Here is a 20,799-nt window from a genome sequence, read left to right as displayed (position 1 = left end):
AGTTAGAACCTTGACAGTTAGAGTTCTATCTATTATGATAATGATGTTACTTAGAGTTCTAACTAATCCGCAAGAGGAGGAAATAACAATGAACAAACCCGTGGTAGACACACCATTTTCTAATTTAATACGAGAGATTGGGATAAAAATAAAAGGTACAGCTGACACCAGGTTAAATGAGTTAGGTCTGAACTCACAACAAGGCCGCATGATCGGCTATATTTTTGAGAATCAAGCAGAAGGGGTTATTCAGAAGGATTTAGCGGAGGTCTTTAACAGGAAGGGGGCGAGCATTACCAGTATGCTTCAGGGGTTGGAGAAGAAAGGGTATATCCAGCGTGTCACTCCTGAAAATGATGAACGTCAAAAGAGTATTTTTGTATTGGAAAAAGGTGCTCTTTTAGTGGAAGAGTTCAATGAGATTTTCTCTGAGGTAGAAGCAAGCATTACTAAGGCGCTTAGTCCGGAAGAAACTGCAACCCTAAAGTCTTTACTTCAAAAAGTTAGTTCAAGTTTATAAACGTTCGGAGGTTCACTTATGACAAATGAGTTCTCAAATCAATATTATTTAGAGTCGGCGCCCATGAAAAAAGCGATCGCTCATTTATCGATTCCCATGATGATTGGGATGTCTGTGGGTACTATTTATAATGTAATCAATGCTTACTTCATCGGCTTATTACACAATACCAGTATGCTGACCGCAATCACGCTGGGCCTGCCTATTTTTACCGTTTTAATGGCTTTTGGAAATGTGCTGGGGGTAGGCGGAGGAACATTTATAACTCGCTTGGCGGGGCAAAAAGAGACGGAAAAAGGGAAAAAGGTTGCCGGATATACTTTTTACGGGAGTATTGTAGTGGGGCTTCTTATCGCGCTCATCGCTTGGTTAGCTATAAATCCAATCACGCGAATGCTTGGTGCAGATGCTGCTACCTTAGACTTTACGAAGTCTTATGTGCTCACTCTTTTTGCAGGCGGATTTGCTGTTGTGCTTAATTTTGCTTTGGAACAACTGGTCCGTTCGGAAGGTGCCTCGAAGGAATCGATGTATGGTATTTTTATCAGTACGGCTTTAAGTTTGATTTTTGATCCTTTATTTATTCTCGTGCTGAATTGGCATGTTGCCGGAGCTGCTTTGGCTATGGTTTTAGCAAATTTGGGCTCTGCCATTTATTATATTTACTTTTTGGAAACGAAAAGTGAGCATTTAAGAGGATTTTTGAAGCATTTCAAGATATCTGTACGAGATCAGCTTGAGGTTTATAAAATAGGTACAGCCGAGCTATTGCAAGCCAGTTTTTTAATTGTCAGCACGCTTTTGTTAAATAACTATTCCATTCAATATGGGGAGAGTGTGGTCGCCGGATTTGGTGTGGCTTTAAGAATTGTGCAGATTCCAGAATTTTTATCGATGGGTTTATTTTTGGGATTGATTCCGTTATTTGCTTTTAACTTTGCTAGTAAAAATACGGAGAGACTTAAATCCAGCATCAAATACGCTTTTGCATATATAGGCAGCATTGCAGTTGTTTTTGTGAGTCTAGTATACGTGTTTAGAGGAACGATTCTTCATTGGTTCTCAGGCGATCCTTCTGTGTTAAGCATGGGAACTTATATTTTGGCAGCGATGCTGATCTCCGCTTTATTTAATGGATTTACCGGATTATTTATGAGCATTTTTCAAGCAACAGGGCAAGGCACACCCACTACTATTATGGCGATAAGCCAAGGTGTATTATTTATACCGATGATTATCGTATTGCATTCTATTTTTGGCCTGCATGGTGTGATTTGGTCGATGACTGTGACTGAGGTAATAACGAGTGTGATGGGTGTGGTTTTGTTTATGATTTTTCGGAAAAAGCTGAATAGTGCGGGCGTTGATGGAAAAGGTGCTGTAGAGGTTACGTCGGTATAACGCGATTGCTTTATGTAAAACTCAATATGGATTTTGTTTACTGCGGGAGCTTGGCTCGCGCTTTTTTTGCGTTGTGCAAAAGAATTCATAACTAAAGGATCGGTAAAATTCGTTCCAAAATGAACAATTCTAGTTCTTATGAAGACTGCTTACTTTTTCTACAATTATGGATAAGTAAAGGAGGAGAACTATGATACGCAAAAAAAGGTTTCATCTTAACATGGACACACGCGAAGCGATGGCGGGATATCTATTCGTTGCTCCGCTTATGCTTGGGCTGATCATCTTGACGTTGATCCCGGTGCTGGGCTCACTGCTGTTAAGCTTCACGGACTGGAACTTTGTGGCTGGGTTAGGGGGGATTAAGTTCGCGGGCGTGGATAATTTCATCAGGCTGTTTCATGATGATGCTTTTATGAAAAGCTTGCTGAACAATTTGCTCTTTATTATCACAGTACCGGTTACGATCATCGTTGCCCTGCTGCTGGCTATCCTGATTGATAAACAGGTTTTTCTGAAGGATTTGTTTAAAGTGATTTATTTCCTTCCGTACATTTCCAGTGTAGTTGCCATCGCTATGGTTTGGCAGGTTATGTTTCACCCTTCACTGGGACCCGTCAATCAATTCCTGATGTCACTGGGGTGGAACAACCCACCCAAATGGTTAGCGGATATCCATTATGCTCTGCCGTCGCTGATGTTGATTCAAGTCTGGATTCAGCTCGGTTACAACATTATTATTTTTATTGCAGGTTTACAGAGTATTCCTAAGGATCTTTATGAAGCGGCTGATATTGATGGTGCCAACGTCTGGCGCAAATTCCGCAACATCACGGTTCCCTGCATTTCGCCAACTACCTTTTTCCTGCTGGTAACAGGGGTTATCGGCTCATTTAAAATCTTTGATCTGATACAAGTATTGACCCAGGGTGGACCGGCTAACTCCACGACCGTTATCGTCTACGAGTTATATGATACAGCCTTCAATCAGCTGAAGACGGGTTACGCCTCTAGCATGGCACTCGTTCTGTTCCTTATTTGCCTGATCATTACAGCCTTGCAGATGTTGGCGCAAAAAAAATGGGTCAACTATTAAAGGCGGAAAGGAGAAATTACAGTGAAAAAAGAGCTTTTATCCAGAACCTTCTGGACCATCGCCATGGGACTGCTAGGTATCGCATTTCTTTTACCGTTCCTATGGATGTTATCCACTTCCTTTAAGCTGGAGAAAGATGTGTTTAACTTTCCGATTCAATGGTTGCCACAGCAGTGGAACCTCATTGAAAATTATAAACAGGTGTGGTCGGGTGACTTTGCTCGCTATTATGGAAATTCCATTTATATTACGCTGGCTACGACTATAATTAATGTGCTGATATGCGCACTTGCTGCTTATGGGTTCTCCAAGCTGCGTTTTCCGGGCAGGGATGCGATGTTTATAGTTGTATTGGCACTTTATATGGTTCCTCCGCAGGCATCGTTGGTTCCACAGTTTCTACTGTTTAACTGGCTGAATTTGATTGACACACATTTGGGATTAATCCTGATTAACAGCTTTAGTATTATTGGAGCGTTTATGCTCAAGCAATTTTTTATGGGGGTAAACAACGAGTATCTTGAATCGGCGCGGATGGATGGAGCAGGGCATTTTCGCTCTTTTCTACAGATTGCCTTTCCGCTGATCCGTCCCGCTGTAGCTACTTATGCTATTTTGCGCTTTATTTGGACCTGGAACGACTATCAATATCCACTCATTTTTTTGAAATCCAAGGAGCTGTTTACGATTCAGCTGGGGATCCGGTTGTTCGGCGACCAATACGGGGATGTCTATTCACTCATGATGGCTGGTGCGGTATCTGCAATCCTGCCGTTGCTGATCATTTTTGCACTCGGACAGAAGCAGGTTATTGAGGGAATTGCCCTCGGAGGTGTGAAAGGATAATAAAAGTCAAAATAGTTTCTCTTCGGTAGAATATGAGAACTTTCCTCGTCAATCCTGCATGTTAGGATGTTCTTGTAAGCAGTTACATAGTCACTGGTTATTAAGCGAGTAATGCCCAACACATTTATAGGAGGGTCTATATGAAAAAGAAATTATTATCTGCATTCATCATCACATCGATGGCGTTATCATTGGCCGCTTGCGGCGGAAATGCGAAAACCAATAATGCAGGAGCGACTAATGCACCCGATGCTGGTGGAAATTCAGAGCCTGCAGCAGAGAAGGTTACCCTGAAGCTGAGCACCTGGCAGACAGAAGCCAAAGCGAAATGGAGCACGATTATCGCGGAGTTTGAGAAGACGCATCCCGATATTCATGTGGAAGTAGATTTGCTGAATGAAAAAGGTGATTCGGTTGCCTCTATGCAGAAGCTGGATTTGATGGCGGCTGCGAGCGATACGCTGGATATTGTCGAACTGCCTTATACCAACTATTCACAGCGTGCAGATATCGGTTTGTTGGAACCGATGGATGACTATATTCAGAAGGAAGGTTATAAGCTCGAAGATGAATATCTGGTGGACACTACGGTCAATGGCAAAATCTATGCATTACCGTCTTCCATGCAGCGCTGGTTCGTGCTCCTTAACAAAGAAATGTTAGATGAGGCGGGCCTTCCGGTTCCGACCGACTGGACATGGGCGGATTTCGAAGAGTATGCCAAGAAATTGACCAAGGGTGAGGGCGCAACGAAACGTTTTGGTGCGTATCTGCATAATTGGCCGGATTATTTCCAGCTCCAGCTGATGAGCAAGTCTACGGATAATACTTTTCTAAAAGCTGATGGAACCTCCAATGCACTTGACCCGCAATTTAAGGCTAACCTGCAGATGATGAAGAAAATGATGTACGAAGATAAGAGTGCCACTCCTTATGAGGATATTATTTCGCAAAAACTAGCCTACCGGAATCAGTATTTTAACGGTTTAGCAGCGATGCTTCCGATGGGCGACTGGATGGTTGCGGAATCGGGTGGAACGGATGCCATTCCGGCAACCTTTGTTACCGCGTTTGCGCCGATCCCCCGTCTTGACAGTGAGAGCAAACATTACTCACCCGTACAGCCGACCTACATGGGAATAGCCGCTAAATCCAAGCATAAGGAGGCTGCCTATACCTTTGTGCGCTGGTATACCTCAGAAGGACTGGAAATCGGTGGACGCGTTTTCTCTGGCTGGGCCAAATCGGATACGAATAAATTAGTGGATACAATTGTGAGTGGTTCTAAGGATTCCTCTAAGATTGATGTAGATTCTCTGAAATATACTATGGAGAACTCGACACCTGGTGCAACGCAGGTTCCGGCTAAATATGCGGATGAAGCTAAGAACAACGTTATTCCAGAAGCGGAGATGTATCTCCTTGGCCAACAGGATCTGGATGTCACAGTTGCCAATATCGATAAAAAAATAACGGAAGTTGTTCAGAACAATAGCGGAAAGTAAGCGGAGGCTGATTGTACGCTTTTAAAAGGGGGCTTATAATGTGGGGGCAGGAAAGCATTTCTGCCTCCTGCTCCAAATTCAAACAGATGTGGGGCCTGTAATCCGTGTTTAGAAAGCATCAATCCCTCCGTAAGAAACTTGTCTGGTCATCGCTGATCTGCGTGCTGATCCCGCTTGTCTGCATTTACATGGTTACTGATTATTTGACCCGGGATCTCATTCTGGAGAAAGCGGTTGGTAGCGCAAGAGAATCTTTAAATGCAGCCAGCGCCAATATGAATGCCATATTTGAACAGACACTGGAACAGTCCAACTTTGTGCTCCAGAACAGCGAGATCAGGCAGATGATGTCTGCCGATTCAGAGTCGCTCCGTGCACCAAAGCAGATCATTCAGTATAACCGTATGTCGCGGATGCTGGATGATATGTTTGTTTTAACAGAATATTTGAAGGTGACGTTAATCGGAAAAAATGGTTTGATTTATACCAGCTATCCTTACAGTGACTTTAACCCGAAAAATTTCTACAACAAAAATTGGACATCGTTGCTGAAACAAATTCAACCCATTTCGACTTATTGGAGAGCGGAGCACGATACGTACTACAATTATTCTGATAAAGGCTCAGCTGATTGGGTAACCATTGCGAGGCCGATTCAATCGACCTCCAGCAGTACCATCGGATATTTAATTATTAATATCAATGAGCGTAAGCTCCGTCCTTATCTAAATAACGATAATGATAAAGAGATGATGCTTTTGGATGACAAGGGAACTGTAGTTTCCCATGCTGACAAGACCCGAATCGGAGAGACGATGACGTGGTTGAAAATGGATGGCGAGCTTGACACTGTGGAAATCGACGGAGAGAAGTTTTTATATGTTGATCAGGAGCTGAGCAGTAACAAATGGCGGATGGTCAGCATTATCCCACTGAAGGCAGCCTTGTCCAAAAATAAGCAGATTTTATTCATCAGCCTGGCGGTGCAGATTCTTTTTTTTACCTTGTTTTCCGTTCTCTTAACCGTTCTAATCTCAAAGCTGACTCAGCCAATCGTAAAATTAAGCGCTTTTGTAAAGCGAATAGGTCGTGGTCAGTTGGATGAACGTTCGTTCATTCGAGGGAATAATGAGGCAGCACAGCTCGCCCGCACCATTGACCAGATGCTGGATCGGATCGAGTCTATGATTGAACAAATCACTTATGAACAGACGGGAAAAAGAAAAGCCGAACTAGAGATGCTGCAAGCGCAGATCAATCCACATTTTATGTTTAATCTGCTGAATTCGATTCGCTTAAATATCCTGATGCAAGGCGATCGGGAGAATGCTGAGTTGATTGGTTCGCTGTCGTCTTTGCTCCGGATGACCTTTAACAGAGACAATGAGTTTATCCCGCTTCGTGAGGAGACAGATACGATATCGCATTATGTCACTTTAATGAATTTCCGCCATGCCAATCAGGTCAGGCTGGAAATGAATTTAGCGGACGGTAGCGCTGAAGCACTGGTGCCTCGATTTATGATTCAACCCATGATCGAGAATGCCATCATCCATGGCTTCGAGCAGTTTGGTGGCGAGATTTTTATTGAAGCTCGTATTGTTGCAACTACGGGAAGCTTGGTTATCACCATTAAGGATAATGGGATCGGGATGTCGCCGGAAACTTTAACAAGACTTCGTGAAACCGCATACAGCAGCGAAAAAATTACAGAGGAGGACAGAAAAGGGTTCTCCGGCATAGGTTTACGCAATGTGGCCCAACGCCTCAGTATGATTTATGGCGCTTCTTTTAAGCTGAATATTCAAAGTGAACCTGATGTGGGCACAGAGATTTGTCTGGAGTTTCCTCTGGATTACGGAAAGGTGGGTGTGGAGAATGCTGACGGCAATATTGGTGGATGATGACTATCCGGTTATCCGTTATTTGTCGCAGGCCGTACCTTGGAGTGAGCTCGGTATTGAACTCATCGGATGTTATTATAGCGGTCTCGAGGCTTGGGAAAAAGCACAGCAGAGTCCACCAGATCTTATTATTACCGATATTGGCATGCCCAAGATGAACGGGCTGGAGATGCTGGAGCTATTCAGAGCTGTGCAGCCCGGAATCCGTGCGATTATTCTCTCCTGCCACAACGAATTCAAATACGCCCAGCAAGCGCTGAAATTAAACGTAGGAGAATATATTTTAAAAGAATCACTGGATATTGAGCAGTTACAGCAAGCGATTAGCACCCTTGTGGCGGAAGTGGGACTGAATAGGCAGCAGCATACAGAGATGCTGGTTTATAAGCAAAAGCAGTCTCAAAATCGCGCCGCGCTGAAGGAAAAGTTTCTAAAAGATACCTTGTATCAATCCTGGGATAAGGGGGCTTGGATCGAGCAGGCCCGATCAAACGGAATTATGATCCATGCCAAAAACTATATCCCGCTGGTTATTGTAATTGATCGTCCAGAGGAAGCTTCAAGGGTGCGCCGGATGAGTGAATATACGATTTCTTTTGCGGTTGAGAATATTATGCAGGAAGTGCTTGAGGCTGATCACAGTCTGTTTATTTCGAGATACAGCCATAAGGAGATCGTCATTCTCTTTTGCAGCGACCAGCCTTCTAAAGATCACCAGGCAATCTATCACTCCATTCAAAATGCAGCCTCTGCGGTTCAAAAATATCTTAAACTCTCTGTCTCTTGCTTATTTGGCGCTGAGGCGCGCAGTCCTGAGGAAATTCGCGGAACATTGCAGCGGATGCTGAGGGAGAAAATACAGCGCTTTTATCTCCCTGCGGCGGGAATCCACCGTTTTGAAGAAGTCTGCTTTTCCGGAGAAGATATTTATGCTGAATATGGAACCTTGTACGCTGTTATCAATGATGATATTGCCTTGAACAGGAACACGGAGCTTCGCGTTCATGTAAAGGAATGGAGGGAATGGGTGGCCTCGCAAAAATTCCATCCGAATGAAGTCAAGGAATGTGTGCTTCGCTTGCTGATGGACTTGCAGATGAAGACGAAACAGCTTCTGCAATCTCCATTGCCTATAACTGAAGAAAAGCTATTTAGCGTGGTTGGTGACATTGAAACTCTGGAGCATTTAGAACAATGGCTGGTGCAGTACTTGGAGGAATTAGCGCGGAAAATAAGTATGTTCTCCATCAAGTCTAAACGGAGTGAGGTCATCAAAGCCCAGCAGTTCGTGATTAGTCATGTGACGGAGAAAATAACGCTGGAGGACATGGCAGGCCGCCTTAACTTAAATGCCAGTTATTTCAGCCGCTTATTCAAACGGGAAACAAACCAGAACTTCATCGAATATGTAAATATGCTAAAGCTTCAGAAGGCAAAGGAGCTGCTTAACCAATCTGAAAAGACAGTGGAAGAGATCTCCGAGTATCTGGGATATGCCAACAAAAGTTATTTCATCAAGCTGTTTAAACGGGAAATGGGCATGAGGCCTAGTGAATATGCCGCTTGGCATTGAGTGTGGACAGGAGGAAACATTGCTGTGGGAATAAAGGGCACTAAAAATGAATTACAGATGTTCCTAAATGAACTATATACTCCACTGGAGCGCAGATTTACCTCTGGTTGTGCAGGAATTAATATGGGCGCTACAGGATCGATTTACAATGAAGCTACAGCGCTTATGGAAGCTTTCGCCCGTCCTCTATGGGGCCTTGTTCCCCATGCCAGCGGTGGAGGGGAAAGTGCACTCTGGCCGATGTTTCTGGAAGGGATCATCAACGGAACAGACCCGGAGCATGAAGAATATTGGGGGCAATTTACTACCAAAGATCAGCGTATGGTAGAGCAGGCCGTGTTGGGACTGGGGCTTGCTCTTGCACCACATAAAATGTGGGAGCCGCTGAGCGACACGCAGAAAATGAATGTATATAACTGGCTAAATCAGATTAATCATGTGGATCGTTCCAATCCGAATAACTGGCTGATGTTCACGGTTCTTGTGAATGTGGGCTTCAAGAAAGTCGGATTACCTTATGATCAGAGCATAATGGATGAATATCTAGCGCAGATCGATAATTACTATCTTGGTGACGGTTGGTATTCCGATGGATTGACCGATCAGAGGGACTATTATATTGCTTTTGCTATGCATTATTATACGCTGATATACGCTAAGCTGATGGCGGATGATGATCCTCAGAGAGCTGCTGTTTATCGGGAAAGATCCGCACGATTTGCCGAGGATTTCATTTATTGGTTCGCTGAGGACGGAAGCGCACTTCCTTTTGGTCGTAGCCTGACCTATCGTTTTGCACAGGTTTCATTCTGGAGTGCGCTGGTGTATGCAGATATGGTTCCTTTTTCATATGGCGTTCTTAAAGGAATCATTATGCGCCATTTTCGTTGGTGGTTTGAACAACCTATTATGGGATTAGACGGACTGCTTAGCATCGGATATGCTTATCCGAATCTAGTCATGACAGAGAACTACAACGCCCCCGGATCTCCGTATTGGGCCTTTAAAGCTATGCTTATTCTTGCCTTGCCAGATGATCATCCTTTTTGGCAGGCGGAGGAAGAGCCGTTGCCTATTTTGAAAGAGGTACGGGCTCTCCAAGAGGCGCGAATGCTTGTGAGTCGTCCGGAAGGAAACAGGCAGGTTATTGCCTATACCTCTGGACAGATGGCTAACTTTGATATGGCCCATAGTGCAGCCAAATATTCTAAATTTGCATATTCCACTCTGTTTGGCTTTAGTGTCCCGAAAGCGGGTTACGGGTTGGTTCAAGGCGCTTACGATTCTACACTCGCACTATGCGAATGTGATGAACACTATCGGGTACGCAGATTCTGCGAGACCTGGGAAATCGGGGACAGCTATGTATATTCCCGCTGGCATCCCTGGAGTGATGTACATGTGGAGACATGGATTATTCCGGCAGGTCTATGGCATGTTCGTGTTCACAGCATTCATACTGCCCGGCGGCTGGATGTAGCGGAGGGTGGATTTGCCATTGGCCAGTCAGCTGGCTTCTCGCACAGTGAACGGGAAATCATTAAGGTATCGAACACTGCTGTTTCGGTGCAGCTGCCCTGGGGAATCAGTGCCATACATAGGCTATGCGGCTTTGATCGGGGAGAGTGCGTATATCCCGAGCCGAATACCAATCTGCTGAAGCCGCGGACACTTCTTCCGAGCTTGTGCTCCAGACTGGAACCGGGAGAGCAAGTATTGATATCTGCTGTCTTCGGAGCGACGAATACTCCGGAGAACCAGGCAAGTCTTGCTTCACCACCGCTTATTCAATGGCACTCGGACGGAAGGGTTGCTGTATACGAACCTAGTAACGATATACTTTTGCATACTGTTGATTTAAGGGAAGGGAGAAACAAAGATGTGGAATAAGGCTATTGAGGATGCGATTCACAAAGTTGGGAGCAATATGGCTAACCATCCGGGCAAACTGCCTCATATCGCTGAGGGGCAACAGTACGAATGGGGAGACAACGACGACTGGATAGAGGGTTTCTATGTTGGGATGATGTGGCTTGCTTATGAATATAGTAAGGATTCATGCTATAAGGAGGCGGCAGCCTCTTGGTTAGGGGACTTCAAGCATCGTCTGGATCAGCACATCGCCCTGGACCATCATGACATTGGTTTCTTGTATACACTGACCGCAGTAGCGGAGTGGAAAATAACGGGCAGCGAAGCGGCGCGAGCTGTCGGTCTGCAAGCTGCGGACACGCTGTGCAAGCGCTGGCGTGAACCAGCAGGGGTTCTTCAGGCCTGGGGGCTGGAGAGTGACCCGGAGAATGCGGGACGTATCATTATTGACTGCTTGATGAATTTACCTCTATTGTTCTGGGCAGCGGAGGAAACAGGAGATAAGCGCTATTATGAAATAGCGCTCGAACATGCGTTTAAGAGCCGGAAATTTCTTGTGCGTGGGGATGCCTCCTCTTACCATACTTTTTATTTTGATCCGGCTACCGGAAATGCAATTCGTGGGGGAACACATCAAGGTTATGAGGACGGATCGACCTGGACACGTGGTCAAGCTTGGGGAATATACGGTTTTGCTCTGGCGTATCGCTATACGCAGAAAGAGGATTTTCTTAAGACTTCTAAGAGCCTAGCGGATTATTTTATCAGTCATCTACCGGAGGACGGTGTGGCTTATTGGGATTTCGATGTGCCAGTGGGAGCGGAGACCCCTCGCGACAGCTCGGCTTCGGCGATTGCGGCAGCCGGTCTTTTGGAACTGCTCGATCACCTAGGCGTAGACGATCCGGACCGGACCATTTATGAAGTTGCTTTACACCGTAGCATGAAATCTCTAGTGGAACATTATGCGACATCTGGAAATCCGGAAGCAGAGGGACTTCTAAAGCATGGTTCTTATCATGTGAGAGGTGGACGTGTGCCTGATGGTCATATGATTTGGGGAGATTATTATTATATGGAAGCGCTGATCCGCTTGCAGACCGGCATCCGAGGCTATTGGTAGTGGGATGTTAGGGTGGGGCAAGGTTTATCCTATAGAACAAGGAAACTGCTAAGACTAATCTCTTAGCGGTTTTTTTTGTGGACTACTATACAAGAGTTTTAAAACGTAGTTATTTACTTGGAATAGTATGAATAAAATCATATCACCACGCGTAAGGTTTAATGTAAGATTTTGATAATTATTAGAAATTAAGAAAAGGGGATCGGGTTACTCAGATATGAATTTAGACTGGGAGTTTATCTACGAGAGTTTGCCGCTTTATGGTGAGGCGATGTGGCTGACAGTGAAGTTAGCGTTGTTAGCTATTGTATTCTCACTCCTTATTGGATTACTGTTCAGTATCGTCTTGTACTATAAGGTCAAAATCGTCAGTGATGTTATTAAGATCTACATTGAGCTTTCACGGAACACCCCTTTACTTGTGCAGCTCTTTTTTCTTTACTATGGCTTACCTAAGATCGGAATTCACTTTAGCGAGATGACCTGTGCGATTGTAGGCATGACATTTTTGGGCGGGAGCTATATGACGGAGGCTTTTCGAAGTGGGTTCGAGGCAGTTAGCCAATCGCAGATTGAATCAGGTCAGAGCATTGGACTGTCTAAGCTGCAGCTGGTCAGATATGTTATTTTTCCCCAAGCCTTTGCGATAAGTATTCCTTCTTTAGGGGCAAATGCGATCTTTCTGCTGAAGGAAACCTCTATTGTGGGTGCCATTGCTTTAATGGATTTGATGAATGTGGCAAAAGACTTAATCGGCATGCATTACAAAACAGCGGAGTCTCTGCTCCTTCTGGTACTCGCCTATTTGGTGTTAGTCCTGCCCTTATCGCTTTTATTGACTTGGGTGGAAAGGAAGGTGAGATATGCAGAATTCGGGGATTGAGGTGCTTTTTGAAGGTTCTAATTTCGAACGATTATTAGGGGGCTTACTTGTAACGATTGAAATTTCATTTCTCTCTATTGGAATCGGTACGTTATTAGGGATCGTTATGGGATTGCTCCGGACGCTGGGATCGAGGCCATTAAGGTTTATATTACGTCTTTATTTGGAGACCTTTAGAATTATTCCGATTCTAGTGTGGCTGTATGTAGTACATTTCAGTTTCTCTCCATTACTTCATATCGATATCAGCGGGGAGACTACCTCTATATTGGTGTTCAGCTTATGGGGAGCTGCGGAAATTGGCGATCTTGTTCGTGGAGCTTTGCAATCTATGCCAAAACATCAGGTGGAATCTGCCAGGGCGCTAGGTCTGAGCAGCAGTCAACTTTATCGGCATATTTTGATCCCGCAGGCTGTACGCAGAATGCTGCCGGGAATGATTAATCTTGCCACACGAATGATCAAGACAACATCACTGGTGGTGCTGATTGGAGTGATTGAGGTGGTAAAGATCGGGCAGCAGATCATTGAACTCGGCGTGATAAAAGCGCCCACCGCTTCATTCTGGGTATACGGCTTTATCTTTATATTATATTTTTCTGTATGTTTTCCGTTATCCAGACTTTCGAAAAAAGTAGAAAGCAGATGGCAAAATTAAGGCTTAGGAAGGAACGGTTGTAATGGCAGATTCCGGAGAACTCCTGCTGGAGGTTACACAATTACACAAATATTTTGGAGAGCGAAAGGTTCTGGACGGCATTGAATTGCAGGTGGAAAAAGGAGAAGTAATCGTTATTCTCGGTCCCTCTGGCTGTGGAAAAAGTACGTTTTTGCGTTGTCTTAACGGTTTGGAACCGGTTCAGGAAGGGGCGATACAATATCGTGGGCAGAACCTCGCGGGGGCTGCTGTAGATTGGCGTGAAGTTAGGCAGCATATCGGAATGGTCTTTCAAAATTATGAGTTATTCCCGCATATGACGGTTATGGATAACATTCTTCTAGGCCCTCTGAAAGTACAAAAGAGAGAGCTTAAAGAAGCAACGCAGCAAGCGGAACAGCTCTTAGAGCGGGTTGGGCTGCTTGAGCGTAAACTGGACTATCCACGCCAGCTTTCCGGTGGACAAAAGCAGAGAATAGCTATAGTAAGAGCTTTATGTATGAACCCGGAGATTATGTTATTTGATGAAGTAACGGCATCCTTGGATCCGGAAATGGTTCGGGAAGTGCTTGATGTCATCTTAGGGCTTGCTCAGCAAGGAATGACGATGATCATCGTGACTCATGAAATGGGGTTTGCCAAATCGGTTGGGGATCGGATCGTGTTTATGGATCAAGGCAAGATATGTGAGATCGCTGCCCCGCAACAATTTTTTACCCACCCTGCGACAGAACGTGCCCAGCATTTTCTGGATATATTTCAGTACGAAAAATTATAGAAATAGGAGAGGAAGAGAAATGAAGAAAAGTTTGAAATGGCTAACGTTGCTGGTAGGTGTAAGTATATTATTGATGGGATTGGCTGCTTGCGGAAATAGTTCGGATAACAACGGAAACTCAGCATCTTCTAAATTCACTTCTATTGAACAGCTAAAGAAGAAAGGGAAGATTAAGATCGGCGTATTTGCAGACAAACCACCTTTTGGTTATGTGGACGCTGAGGGTAAAAACCAAGGGTTTGATGTGTATATTGCCAAACGCTTTGCCAAGGATCTGCTAGGGGATGAATCGAAGGTTGAATTTGTGTTAGTTGATGCTGCCAGCCGCGTTGCATATCTTGAATCGGGTAAGGTTGATATCATTATGGCTAACTTTACGGTCACCGAGGAAAGAAAAGAAAAAGTGGATTTTGCTAATCCGTACATGAAATTGTCCTTTGGGATCGTATCCCCAGACAGTGCTCCAATCACTTCCATTGATCAATTAAAAGGGAACAAGCAAAAGCTCATTGTAGCTAAAGGTACGACAGCGGAAACCTATTTTACCAAAGAATATCCGGATATTGAATTGCTCAAATTCGATCAGTACACCGAGATTTTTGCAGCGCTTAAAGATGGTCGGGGGGCGGCAATCGCTAACGATAATACAGAACTCATTGCTTGGGCTAAATCAAATCCTGGATTTACGGTCAGCATTCCTGCTTTCGGGGGTCAGGATACAATAGCTCCAGCAGTGGCAAAGGGGAATAAGGAATTGCTGGACTGGATTAATACAGAACTTGATACCCTTGGTAAAGAACAATTTATCCATCAAGCCTACAAAGAAACCTTAAATGAAATTTACGGTGAAGGATATACTGATGAGCTTGTCGTTGAAGGCGGGAAAATCCAGTAACGGATTGGGAATAACATTGCGGGGGCATCTGAGAAGATGCCTTTTCTACAGATAGACTATTGCAATTTCTATAATGCCGAGTATAATACTGGGTATACACAGAATAAGGAGTCGGTGAAAATGTCTGTCGATGATTATCTGGATCTTCTAAACTACGCCAAAGCAATTAACGATGGACAGTGGCAAGCTGACATCATAGATCGTTTGAATAAGCTGAGTAAGAATTCTCATGCTGAGACAACAGAACAAAGTGTGAAAGAGCTGTGGATTCAATTCGACGATATAAATGCAATATTAATGGATTTATTTAATAAGCTGAGGGAAAGTGCGGATCCAGTAGAGCAGTATCGGTGGAAAGAGAAAATCTGGGAGTTAAAGCAGGAACGGATTAATCTATCGAAGAAGATTCAGAGTAGATATATCAGGATATAATTTAAGCTCACATTGTAATAATAAATAGAAAATAAAAAAAGGCATGCAGTTAGTCTGCTCTGCCAAACTTACGATGGTCTATAGGCTACTTAGACATTTGCATTCCTTCGCGCATCATTGTCATACACATAGTCATCATTTCATCGCAGTCCTGCATTTTTTTCATCATCATATCCATGTTCATATCCATCATGCCCATTTCAGACATTTTTTCCATGCCCATCTTCATACAGTTCATCTTAGACATCATATCATCCATACACATGTTCATCATCATTTCCATACACATCTTGTCCATTTTTAATTCCTCCCTTCTTTTAAATTACCTTTCTTCCATAAAATACTATACAATTTAGGAACAATCAACGCTAGATTTGATATTTTACTAACTTATTTTTCTTATTTGTCGTAATTATGTATATCCTTACCATGCGGATGTTATTAATCAGAATACTTATTTGCGGATCGGTGACTATAGGCTAGATTGCCTCAGGTCAGCGTTTTTTTGCGTTCTACAGAGTGAGGAATTAATGTGCCGGATCATTACTCTGGGATAAACGAGAAGACACTGCCATAGGTCCCCGTAAATACGGGCTGACCGAATTTTTGTGTCCATTCCTTGAGTAGTTTATATGAGACCTTTTTGCTCGTAATTACATAATCGGGCTGATCGTATTTAACGATCTCGGGAAGGTATTCAGAGAATCCGTGCATCGAGCGTTCAAAAGCAGTCCAACCCAATACGCCAAGAGAATCTTTTGTCACGAAGGGATCTTGTCTGCCATCACATAACACATCTCCCCCTCGAAACATGACATAGCCGGATGAACCGTAGTGGGCGAGAACTTTGGGACGTGTACCTTCAGATGTATGCTGTAGAATATAGTCCATTTCATCGACAGGATATTTTTTGGCGTCAATAACTGGTGGTACAAGGAATAGATAAGCAATGTTTAGCAGCAGGCCAACTGCCAGTAACCCTCGTAATGTACTTTGTCGGACTAGAATACCTGTTTTGGTGAATTCAGGAAGCGCATCAAAAAATACAGCCGCAAAATAGGGGATGAACAGCCACATAAACAGGTTTTGCTTGAAGTTTGATACACCGAGGTATAGAATCCCAAGCATAAGAAAAAAACGGAACGGTTTACGCTGGAGTGCAAAAGGAAGTGTGCAGGCAAAGAACAAAAGCAATAGTAAGATGGGCAAATTCTCCAAGCTATTGAACCGAATCGGCTGCCATTCATTGATCAGCAGGTTAAAGTTTTTCTTCGTAACTGTCAAAATAAACAAGAGACTTTTTACGCCGCCTGGATTTAGAATGCCAACGAACCAGACGAGACTGAAGACTATGATTTTACGCCCATTCAGCGTTTTTTGGATCAAGGATTCAAGCAGAGCCATCCCTGTAAATACAGCAATTACAAGCCATACTCCTGCATGAAAATTGGCAATGGCAATAGAAAGAGCAATCATCGCAGCGGCATATTTCTTTTGAGAACTCATTTGATATTCACGTAAATATACGAAAAACCAGACAATCATAAACGAAGAGATCATCTGTGGACGGCCTTTGAAATAATTATAATAAATCCAGCAAGAAATTAGCAGCACAAAAGGGAGCAGGAGAACATGGTCTTCTTGAAGTCCCAGTTCTTTGCGTGAAACCTTACCCAGCCGAAGCAATCCGAGCACTAAAAAGAACAAGCATACAGCGGTCAAAATATACACACCCGGCCATCCAAAAGCTGCATAAAGCGGGGCAACGAACAGCTGGAATCCGAATTCATGAGGGACGTAGGGCAGCTTATCTCCGTAAAAAGTATGTATGGCATGATGTAGAACTTGTCCGTGCCCGATCATATATTGTCCTAGCTCTATATGCCAGAAGGTATCGGGATCATTGTAAGAAAATTTAGGGAACATCAGCAAGATAGCGGCTATAACGAATATGCCATACAAAAATTTGTGTATATTGAATTTCATCATTATTTTGTTTTCCCCCCGTTTTTTGTTCAATTATAAAGAGACTTTCTTAAGGAATAGTAAAATTTATGAAGCGGAGTGAACACTCATGCATCAACTATTTACGTGGATATCTGAATCCGCGCTTCACCTTGTTAATTCTATGGGTATTTGGGGCATCTGGTTAGGGATGATTCTAGAGAGTGCCTGTATTCCCATTCCCAGTGAAGTGATTATGCTCAGCGGTGGCTGGCTGATTGCGCAAGGCTCGCTTACTTTTATGGAAGTTGCTGTCGCTGGGATATTCGGAAACCTACTGGGTTCCATCATTGCCTACTATATTGGTAAGGCTGGTGGACGCCGGTTATTAGAAAAATACGGAAAATATATTCTCCTAAATGAGCATCATTTGGAGCAATCGGAGCGTTGGTTCGAGCGTTATGGCGAGAGTACCGTATTTTTTACTCGTATGTTGCCCTTTATTCGTACTTTTATCTCACTGCCCGCAGGGGTTGCTGGAATGAAAGCTTGGAGATTCATAACATTTACAGCACTCGGCTGTATCCCGTGGAACTTAGCTTTGATCTATCTGGGATACCGCTTAGGTGACAACTGGGGTATCGTGGAGCAATTTATTCGCCCAATCAGTTATACCATTTGCGGAATCGTGGTGCTTCTTGTGTTGAGGTGGTTAGTACGGAGATTTCGTAACCAGACTTAATGCCAGCTCTTCGGGTGTTTTCTGGTGTTTTCTGCTCGGTGAGCCTCCGCAGCTTAATATGGATAAATAAAGGTCAGGAACGTCGAGGCTAGAATTAACTGTTATATGTTGAATGCATTCTATATTCAAGGATAATCTACTTCTGTCTGGGAGGTTTGAAATGAAGGTCAAACGAATCGTCGCCAATATAAACACGAAGGATATCGCGGCAGCTAAATGCTTCTACGAGGATGTGCTCGGTCTTGATTTAATGATGGATCATGGTTGGATTAGAACTTATGGTTTAGACGAGGAGATGAGCATTCAGATTAGTTTTGCCTCACAGGGTGGCTCAGAAACGCCTACGCCTGATCTATCAATTGAAGTCGATGATGTCGATGCTACATTTGAAAGCATGAAGAAAGCTGGATTTCCGATAGAATATGGGCTTATTGATGAGCCTTGGGGTGTTCGGCGATTCTATGTCCGCGATCCGTTTGGCAAACTTATCAACATCCTTGAGCATAGACATTAGAAGAGTGGTCACGGCGTGCAGAAATCTTGATTATTAAACTATCGAATAGCGATAGCTAAATGATGACATAAGGCAGCCGATGAGTGGATCGGCTGCCTTTATTCAATTAACGGGCAGTTTAGTTTAAGATCAAACGCGGTGAACCGTACCATAAGTAGTGGCAAGTTTTTTTATTTTGGGTTGGTGCGTCTTAGTGACAAAAACTTGGATTATAGTCAGAACGGGGTTCAAGCACGTGGCGGGACGGGTAAGGGGAAACATATGACAAGGATGCCTGCGGAGAATCTTCCCTCTGCCCGATAAGAAAGAAAATGCCCTCTCCGCTATTTTGGCGGAAGGGGCCGGTTCCTTACATCAAAAACAGCAATCAGGATGTTGTTGTTCTTTCCGCCAGTGTAGTAATCGACTCAATGTCTTGATCGGTTAATAGATCTAGAAAATGCTTGCGTATTGCCTTTGAGACTATGGGAAGGGCTTCGTCTAAGGCTGACCTTCCGGCGGAAGTAATGATGACTTGAACACCGCGATCTGTGTCTAGAGGTTTCCTCAGAACTAGACCTCGTTTTTCCATTCGCGTTAGGTGATGTGATAGTCGGCTCTTATCCCAGTCCATCGAGTCAGCTAATTCCTGTTGGCGAAGCTTACCATTGCCAAATTGGACTAGCCGGTCTAATACTCCAAAATCACCCTCTGAGAGTCCTGTGTGTTCAGACATCTCTTTTACAACGCGACCGAAGATTCGTTTAAAGGAGCCTTTCCACATATTCCATATCCGCATTTCATCTTCGTTAAGTTCGTTTATATCCATACGATTATAATATCATGGTTGACGCATCAACCACAAGGTGTTACTATGTTTCCTAGGTTGATATGTCAACTTAAAGGCGTAACGCCTTCCCCTACAAATATATAAGGAGTGTGTTATTAAATGGAATATGTGAAGCTTGGACGCAGCGGGTTAGAGGTTTCGAAGTTAAGCCTTGGAACCATGAGTTTCGGCGTACCTGAACGCGGCAATACTCCATGGTCTCTGGATGAGGAGCAAAGCAGACTGATTATTAAGAGGGCACTCGAATTGGGCATCAACTTTTTCAGTACCGCCAACATGTATTCCGACGGAACAAGTGAAGAAATCCTCGGGCGTGCCTTAAAGGACTTCGCTCATCGTGACGAAGTCGTCATAGCTACAAAGGTATTTGTTCCGATGCGCAAAGGTCCGAATGCTATGGGACTTTCCCGCAGGGCCATCTTGACCGAAATTGATAATAGTCTAAGACGACTCGGAACAGACTACGTCGATGTGTACCAGATCCATCGGTGGGATCCAAATACGCCGATTGAAGAGACGATGGAGGCTCTTCACGATTTAGTTAAGGCGGGCAAGGTCAGATACCTCGGAGCATCTTCCATGCGGGCATGGCAGTTTGCGAAAGCTCAGCATGTTGCAGAGCGCAACGGTTGGACACGGTTCGTCTCTATGGAGAATAGATTAAACCTGCTCTACCGGGAAGAAGAAAGAGAAATGCTCCCCCTTTGCAAAGACGAGGGAGTTGGCGTCACTCCTTACCTGCCTTTGGCTGCAGGCCGGTTAACTAGGGATTGGAGTGAACAGACCTCACGATCCGAGAATGACCAGATAGCTAAAGCGTTGTTTATTAAAACGGAAGAGGCTGATCGTAAAGTAGCAGAGAGAGTTGCGGAAGTTGCTGCTAACCAAGGAATTCCACGCGCACAAGTTGCTCTTGCATGGTTGCTGCAAAAAGAAGAGATCACTGCCCCAATTATCGGTTCGACCAAGACCAGCCATCTCGAAGATGCCGTTTCGGCGTTGTCGGTTAAATTGACACCTGAAGAAATTACCAGTTTAGAAGAACTTTATGTACCACATCCATTAGTATAAATTGGACACATCTATACAACGAATACTATGTATTCAACTCTTCATGGATACGATCCATGAAGAGTTGATGCATGGAAACTCCCACGAAAGGGGAGCCACAAAAGGTGTTTGTAACACTTAAGAATTCTACGCCAGTTTCAAAAACATGCCGCTTCAGCCATCGCGGTGAACCGTATCAAGTAGGGGTAAGTTTTTTGGAGAAAAACTCGCAGG

The 20,799-nt window shown here is 44.1% G+C and carries 20 protein-coding genes; 17 read left to right on the top strand and 3 right to left on the bottom strand.

What is annotated here, in order from left to right; genetic code table 11:
• The first annotated feature begins 88 nt into the window (after positions 1–88).
• The 14 genes from NST25_RS22810 to NST25_RS22745 all read left to right on the top strand — a co-directional run bounded on the left by NST25_RS22810 (position 89) and on the right by NST25_RS22745 (position 15,486).
• Positions 89–520, top strand: a complete 432-nt coding sequence (locus NST25_RS22810) for a MarR family transcriptional regulator (protein ID WP_036683144.1) — start codon at positions 89–91, stop codon at positions 518–520.
• 18 nt (positions 521–538) lie between these two features.
• Positions 539–1,921, top strand: coding sequence for an MATE family efflux transporter (locus NST25_RS22805; protein WP_076281334.1), 1,383 nt, complete (start codon positions 539–541; stop codon positions 1,919–1,921).
• A gap of 190 nt (positions 1,922–2,111) precedes the next feature.
• Positions 2,112–3,017: a sugar ABC transporter permease gene (locus tag NST25_RS22800; protein WP_036683142.1), complete on the top strand. Its 906-nt coding sequence runs from the start codon at positions 2,112–2,114 to the stop codon at positions 3,015–3,017.
• A 63-nt stretch (positions 3,018–3,080) separates the two neighbouring features.
• Positions 3,081–3,863: a carbohydrate ABC transporter permease gene (locus tag NST25_RS22795; RefSeq protein ID WP_052097522.1), complete on the top strand. Its 783-nt coding sequence runs from the start codon at positions 3,081–3,083 to the stop codon at positions 3,861–3,863.
• A gap of 140 nt (positions 3,864–4,003) precedes the next feature.
• Entirely contained in the window at positions 4,004–5,368 is a 1,365-nt protein-coding gene (locus tag NST25_RS22790) for an extracellular solute-binding protein (RefSeq protein WP_340392538.1), read from the top strand.
• Positions 5,369–5,472: 104 nt separating this feature from the next.
• Positions 5,473–7,272: a sensor histidine kinase gene (locus NST25_RS22785; RefSeq protein WP_339188046.1), complete on the top strand. Its 1,800-nt coding sequence runs from the start codon at positions 5,473–5,475 to the stop codon at positions 7,270–7,272.
• A complete protein-coding gene (locus NST25_RS22780; protein WP_076194771.1) occupies positions 7,247–8,845 on the top strand; it encodes a helix-turn-helix domain-containing protein in 1,599 nt (532 codons plus the stop codon). The genes NST25_RS22785 and NST25_RS22780 overlap by 26 nt, the downstream gene beginning before the upstream one ends.
• A gap of 24 nt (positions 8,846–8,869) precedes the next feature.
• On the top strand, positions 8,870–10,735 hold the full coding sequence (locus NST25_RS22775; protein ID WP_340392537.1) for a DUF2264 domain-containing protein: 1,866 nt from the start codon (positions 8,870–8,872) through the stop codon (positions 10,733–10,735).
• Positions 10,725–11,840: a glycoside hydrolase family 88 protein gene (locus tag NST25_RS22770; protein ID WP_076281336.1), complete on the top strand. Its 1,116-nt coding sequence runs from the start codon at positions 10,725–10,727 to the stop codon at positions 11,838–11,840. The genes NST25_RS22775 and NST25_RS22770 overlap by 11 nt, the downstream gene beginning before the upstream one ends.
• A 217-nt stretch (positions 11,841–12,057) precedes the next feature.
• Entirely contained in the window at positions 12,058–12,723 is a 666-nt protein-coding gene (locus NST25_RS22765; protein ID WP_076186917.1) for an amino acid ABC transporter permease, read from the top strand.
• The gene (locus NST25_RS22760) at positions 12,704–13,381 is read left to right on the top strand and encodes an amino acid ABC transporter permease (RefSeq protein ID WP_340392536.1); all 678 of its coding nucleotides are present in this window, start codon (positions 12,704–12,706) and stop codon (positions 13,379–13,381) included. The genes NST25_RS22765 and NST25_RS22760 overlap by 20 nt, the downstream gene beginning before the upstream one ends.
• Before the next feature lie 22 nt (positions 13,382–13,403).
• Positions 13,404–14,159, top strand: a complete 756-nt coding sequence (locus NST25_RS22755) for an amino acid ABC transporter ATP-binding protein (RefSeq protein WP_076134604.1) — start codon at positions 13,404–13,406, stop codon at positions 14,157–14,159.
• A gap of 19 nt (positions 14,160–14,178) precedes the next feature.
• Positions 14,179–15,054 carry a transporter substrate-binding domain-containing protein gene (locus NST25_RS22750; protein ID WP_340392535.1) on the top strand — a complete coding sequence of 292 codons (876 nt, stop codon included), beginning with the start codon at positions 14,179–14,181 and terminating at the stop codon, positions 15,052–15,054.
• A gap of 120 nt (positions 15,055–15,174) precedes the next feature.
• Complete coding sequence (locus NST25_RS22745) at positions 15,175–15,486, top strand: hypothetical protein (protein ID WP_076308237.1); 312 nt, start codon at positions 15,175–15,177, stop codon at positions 15,484–15,486.
• An 85-nt stretch (positions 15,487–15,571) separates the two neighbouring features.
• Here the strand turns inward: NST25_RS22745 and NST25_RS22740 are convergent, their stop codons facing one another.
• Complete coding sequence (locus tag NST25_RS22740; RefSeq protein ID WP_038572647.1) at positions 15,572–15,784, bottom strand: hypothetical protein; 213 nt, start codon at positions 15,782–15,784, stop codon at positions 15,572–15,574.
• A gap of 245 nt (positions 15,785–16,029) precedes the next feature.
• Positions 16,030–17,475 carry a hypothetical protein gene (locus NST25_RS22735; RefSeq protein ID WP_340392534.1) on the bottom strand — a complete coding sequence of 482 codons (1,446 nt, stop codon included), beginning with the start codon at positions 17,473–17,475 and terminating at the stop codon, positions 16,030–16,032.
• An 85-nt stretch (positions 17,476–17,560) separates the two neighbouring features.
• On the opposite strand from NST25_RS22735, the gene NST25_RS22730 reads away from it, so the two are divergent.
• Together NST25_RS22730 and NST25_RS22725 are read left to right on the top strand one after the other, a co-directional pair.
• Entirely contained in the window at positions 17,561–18,172 is a 612-nt protein-coding gene (locus NST25_RS22730; protein ID WP_076130264.1) for a DedA family protein, read from the top strand.
• A 160-nt stretch (positions 18,173–18,332) separates the two neighbouring features.
• Positions 18,333–18,686: a VOC family protein gene (locus NST25_RS22725; protein ID WP_076310136.1), complete on the top strand. Its 354-nt coding sequence runs from the start codon at positions 18,333–18,335 to the stop codon at positions 18,684–18,686.
• Positions 18,687–19,053: 367 nt separating this feature from the next.
• Here NST25_RS22725 and NST25_RS22720 read toward each other — a convergent pair whose 3' ends face one another.
• Positions 19,054–19,494, bottom strand: a complete 441-nt coding sequence (locus NST25_RS22720) for a MarR family transcriptional regulator (protein ID WP_042193018.1) — start codon at positions 19,492–19,494, stop codon at positions 19,054–19,056.
• A gap of 120 nt (positions 19,495–19,614) precedes the next feature.
• Between NST25_RS22720 and NST25_RS22715 the strand changes: the two genes are divergently transcribed.
• Positions 19,615–20,586: an aldo/keto reductase gene (locus NST25_RS22715; RefSeq protein ID WP_340392533.1), complete on the top strand. Its 972-nt coding sequence runs from the start codon at positions 19,615–19,617 to the stop codon at positions 20,584–20,586.
• Positions 20,587–20,799 lie beyond the last annotated feature (213 nt).

The organism is Paenibacillus sp. FSL E2-0190, assembly GCF_037992965.1.
Lineage (GTDB): Bacteria > Bacillota > Bacilli > Paenibacillales > Paenibacillaceae > Paenibacillus_AQ > Paenibacillus_AQ odorifer.
The sequence above is the reverse complement of the archived record's forward strand: the minus strand, read 5'-3'. Positions and strand labels throughout refer to the sequence as shown.

What these genes read in the sequence shown, in the direction of transcription:
- NST25_RS22810 (WP_036683144.1), top strand. Translation starts at nt 89, where the DNA reads ATGAACAAACCCGTGGTAGACACACCATTTTCTAATTTAATACGAGAG.
- NST25_RS22805 (WP_076281334.1), top strand. Translation starts at nt 539, where the DNA reads ATGACAAATGAGTTCTCAAATCAATATTATTTAGAGTCGGCGCCCATG.
- NST25_RS22800 (WP_036683142.1), top strand. Translation starts at nt 2,112, where the DNA reads ATGATACGCAAAAAAAGGTTTCATCTTAACATGGACACACGCGAAGCG.
- NST25_RS22795 (WP_052097522.1), top strand. Translation starts at nt 3,081, where the DNA reads ATGGGACTGCTAGGTATCGCATTTCTTTTACCGTTCCTATGGATGTTA.
- NST25_RS22790 (WP_340392538.1), top strand. Translation starts at nt 4,004, where the DNA reads ATGAAAAAGAAATTATTATCTGCATTCATCATCACATCGATGGCGTTA.
- NST25_RS22780 (WP_076194771.1), top strand. Translation starts at nt 7,247, where the DNA reads ATGCTGACGGCAATATTGGTGGATGATGACTATCCGGTTATCCGTTAT.
- NST25_RS22770 (WP_076281336.1), top strand. Translation starts at nt 10,725, where the DNA reads ATGTGGAATAAGGCTATTGAGGATGCGATTCACAAAGTTGGGAGCAAT.
- NST25_RS22765 (WP_076186917.1), top strand. Translation starts at nt 12,058, where the DNA reads ATGAATTTAGACTGGGAGTTTATCTACGAGAGTTTGCCGCTTTATGGT.
- NST25_RS22760 (WP_340392536.1), top strand. Translation starts at nt 12,704, where the DNA reads ATGCAGAATTCGGGGATTGAGGTGCTTTTTGAAGGTTCTAATTTCGAA.
- NST25_RS22755 (WP_076134604.1), top strand. Translation starts at nt 13,404, where the DNA reads ATGGCAGATTCCGGAGAACTCCTGCTGGAGGTTACACAATTACACAAA.
- NST25_RS22750 (WP_340392535.1), top strand. Translation starts at nt 14,179, where the DNA reads ATGAAGAAAAGTTTGAAATGGCTAACGTTGCTGGTAGGTGTAAGTATA.
- NST25_RS22745 (WP_076308237.1), top strand. Translation starts at nt 15,175, where the DNA reads ATGTCTGTCGATGATTATCTGGATCTTCTAAACTACGCCAAAGCAATT.
- NST25_RS22740 (WP_038572647.1), bottom strand. Translation starts at nt 15,784, where the DNA reads ATGGACAAGATGTGTATGGAAATGATGATGAACATGTGTATGGATGAT.
- NST25_RS22735 (WP_340392534.1), bottom strand. Translation starts at nt 17,475, where the DNA reads ATGATGAAATTCAATATACACAAATTTTTGTATGGCATATTCGTTATA.
- NST25_RS22730 (WP_076130264.1), top strand. Translation starts at nt 17,561, where the DNA reads ATGCATCAACTATTTACGTGGATATCTGAATCCGCGCTTCACCTTGTT.
- NST25_RS22725 (WP_076310136.1), top strand. Translation starts at nt 18,333, where the DNA reads ATGAAGGTCAAACGAATCGTCGCCAATATAAACACGAAGGATATCGCG.
- NST25_RS22720 (WP_042193018.1), bottom strand. Translation starts at nt 19,494, where the DNA reads ATGGATATAAACGAACTTAACGAAGATGAAATGCGGATATGGAATATG.
- NST25_RS22715 (WP_340392533.1), top strand. Translation starts at nt 19,615, where the DNA reads ATGGAATATGTGAAGCTTGGACGCAGCGGGTTAGAGGTTTCGAAGTTA.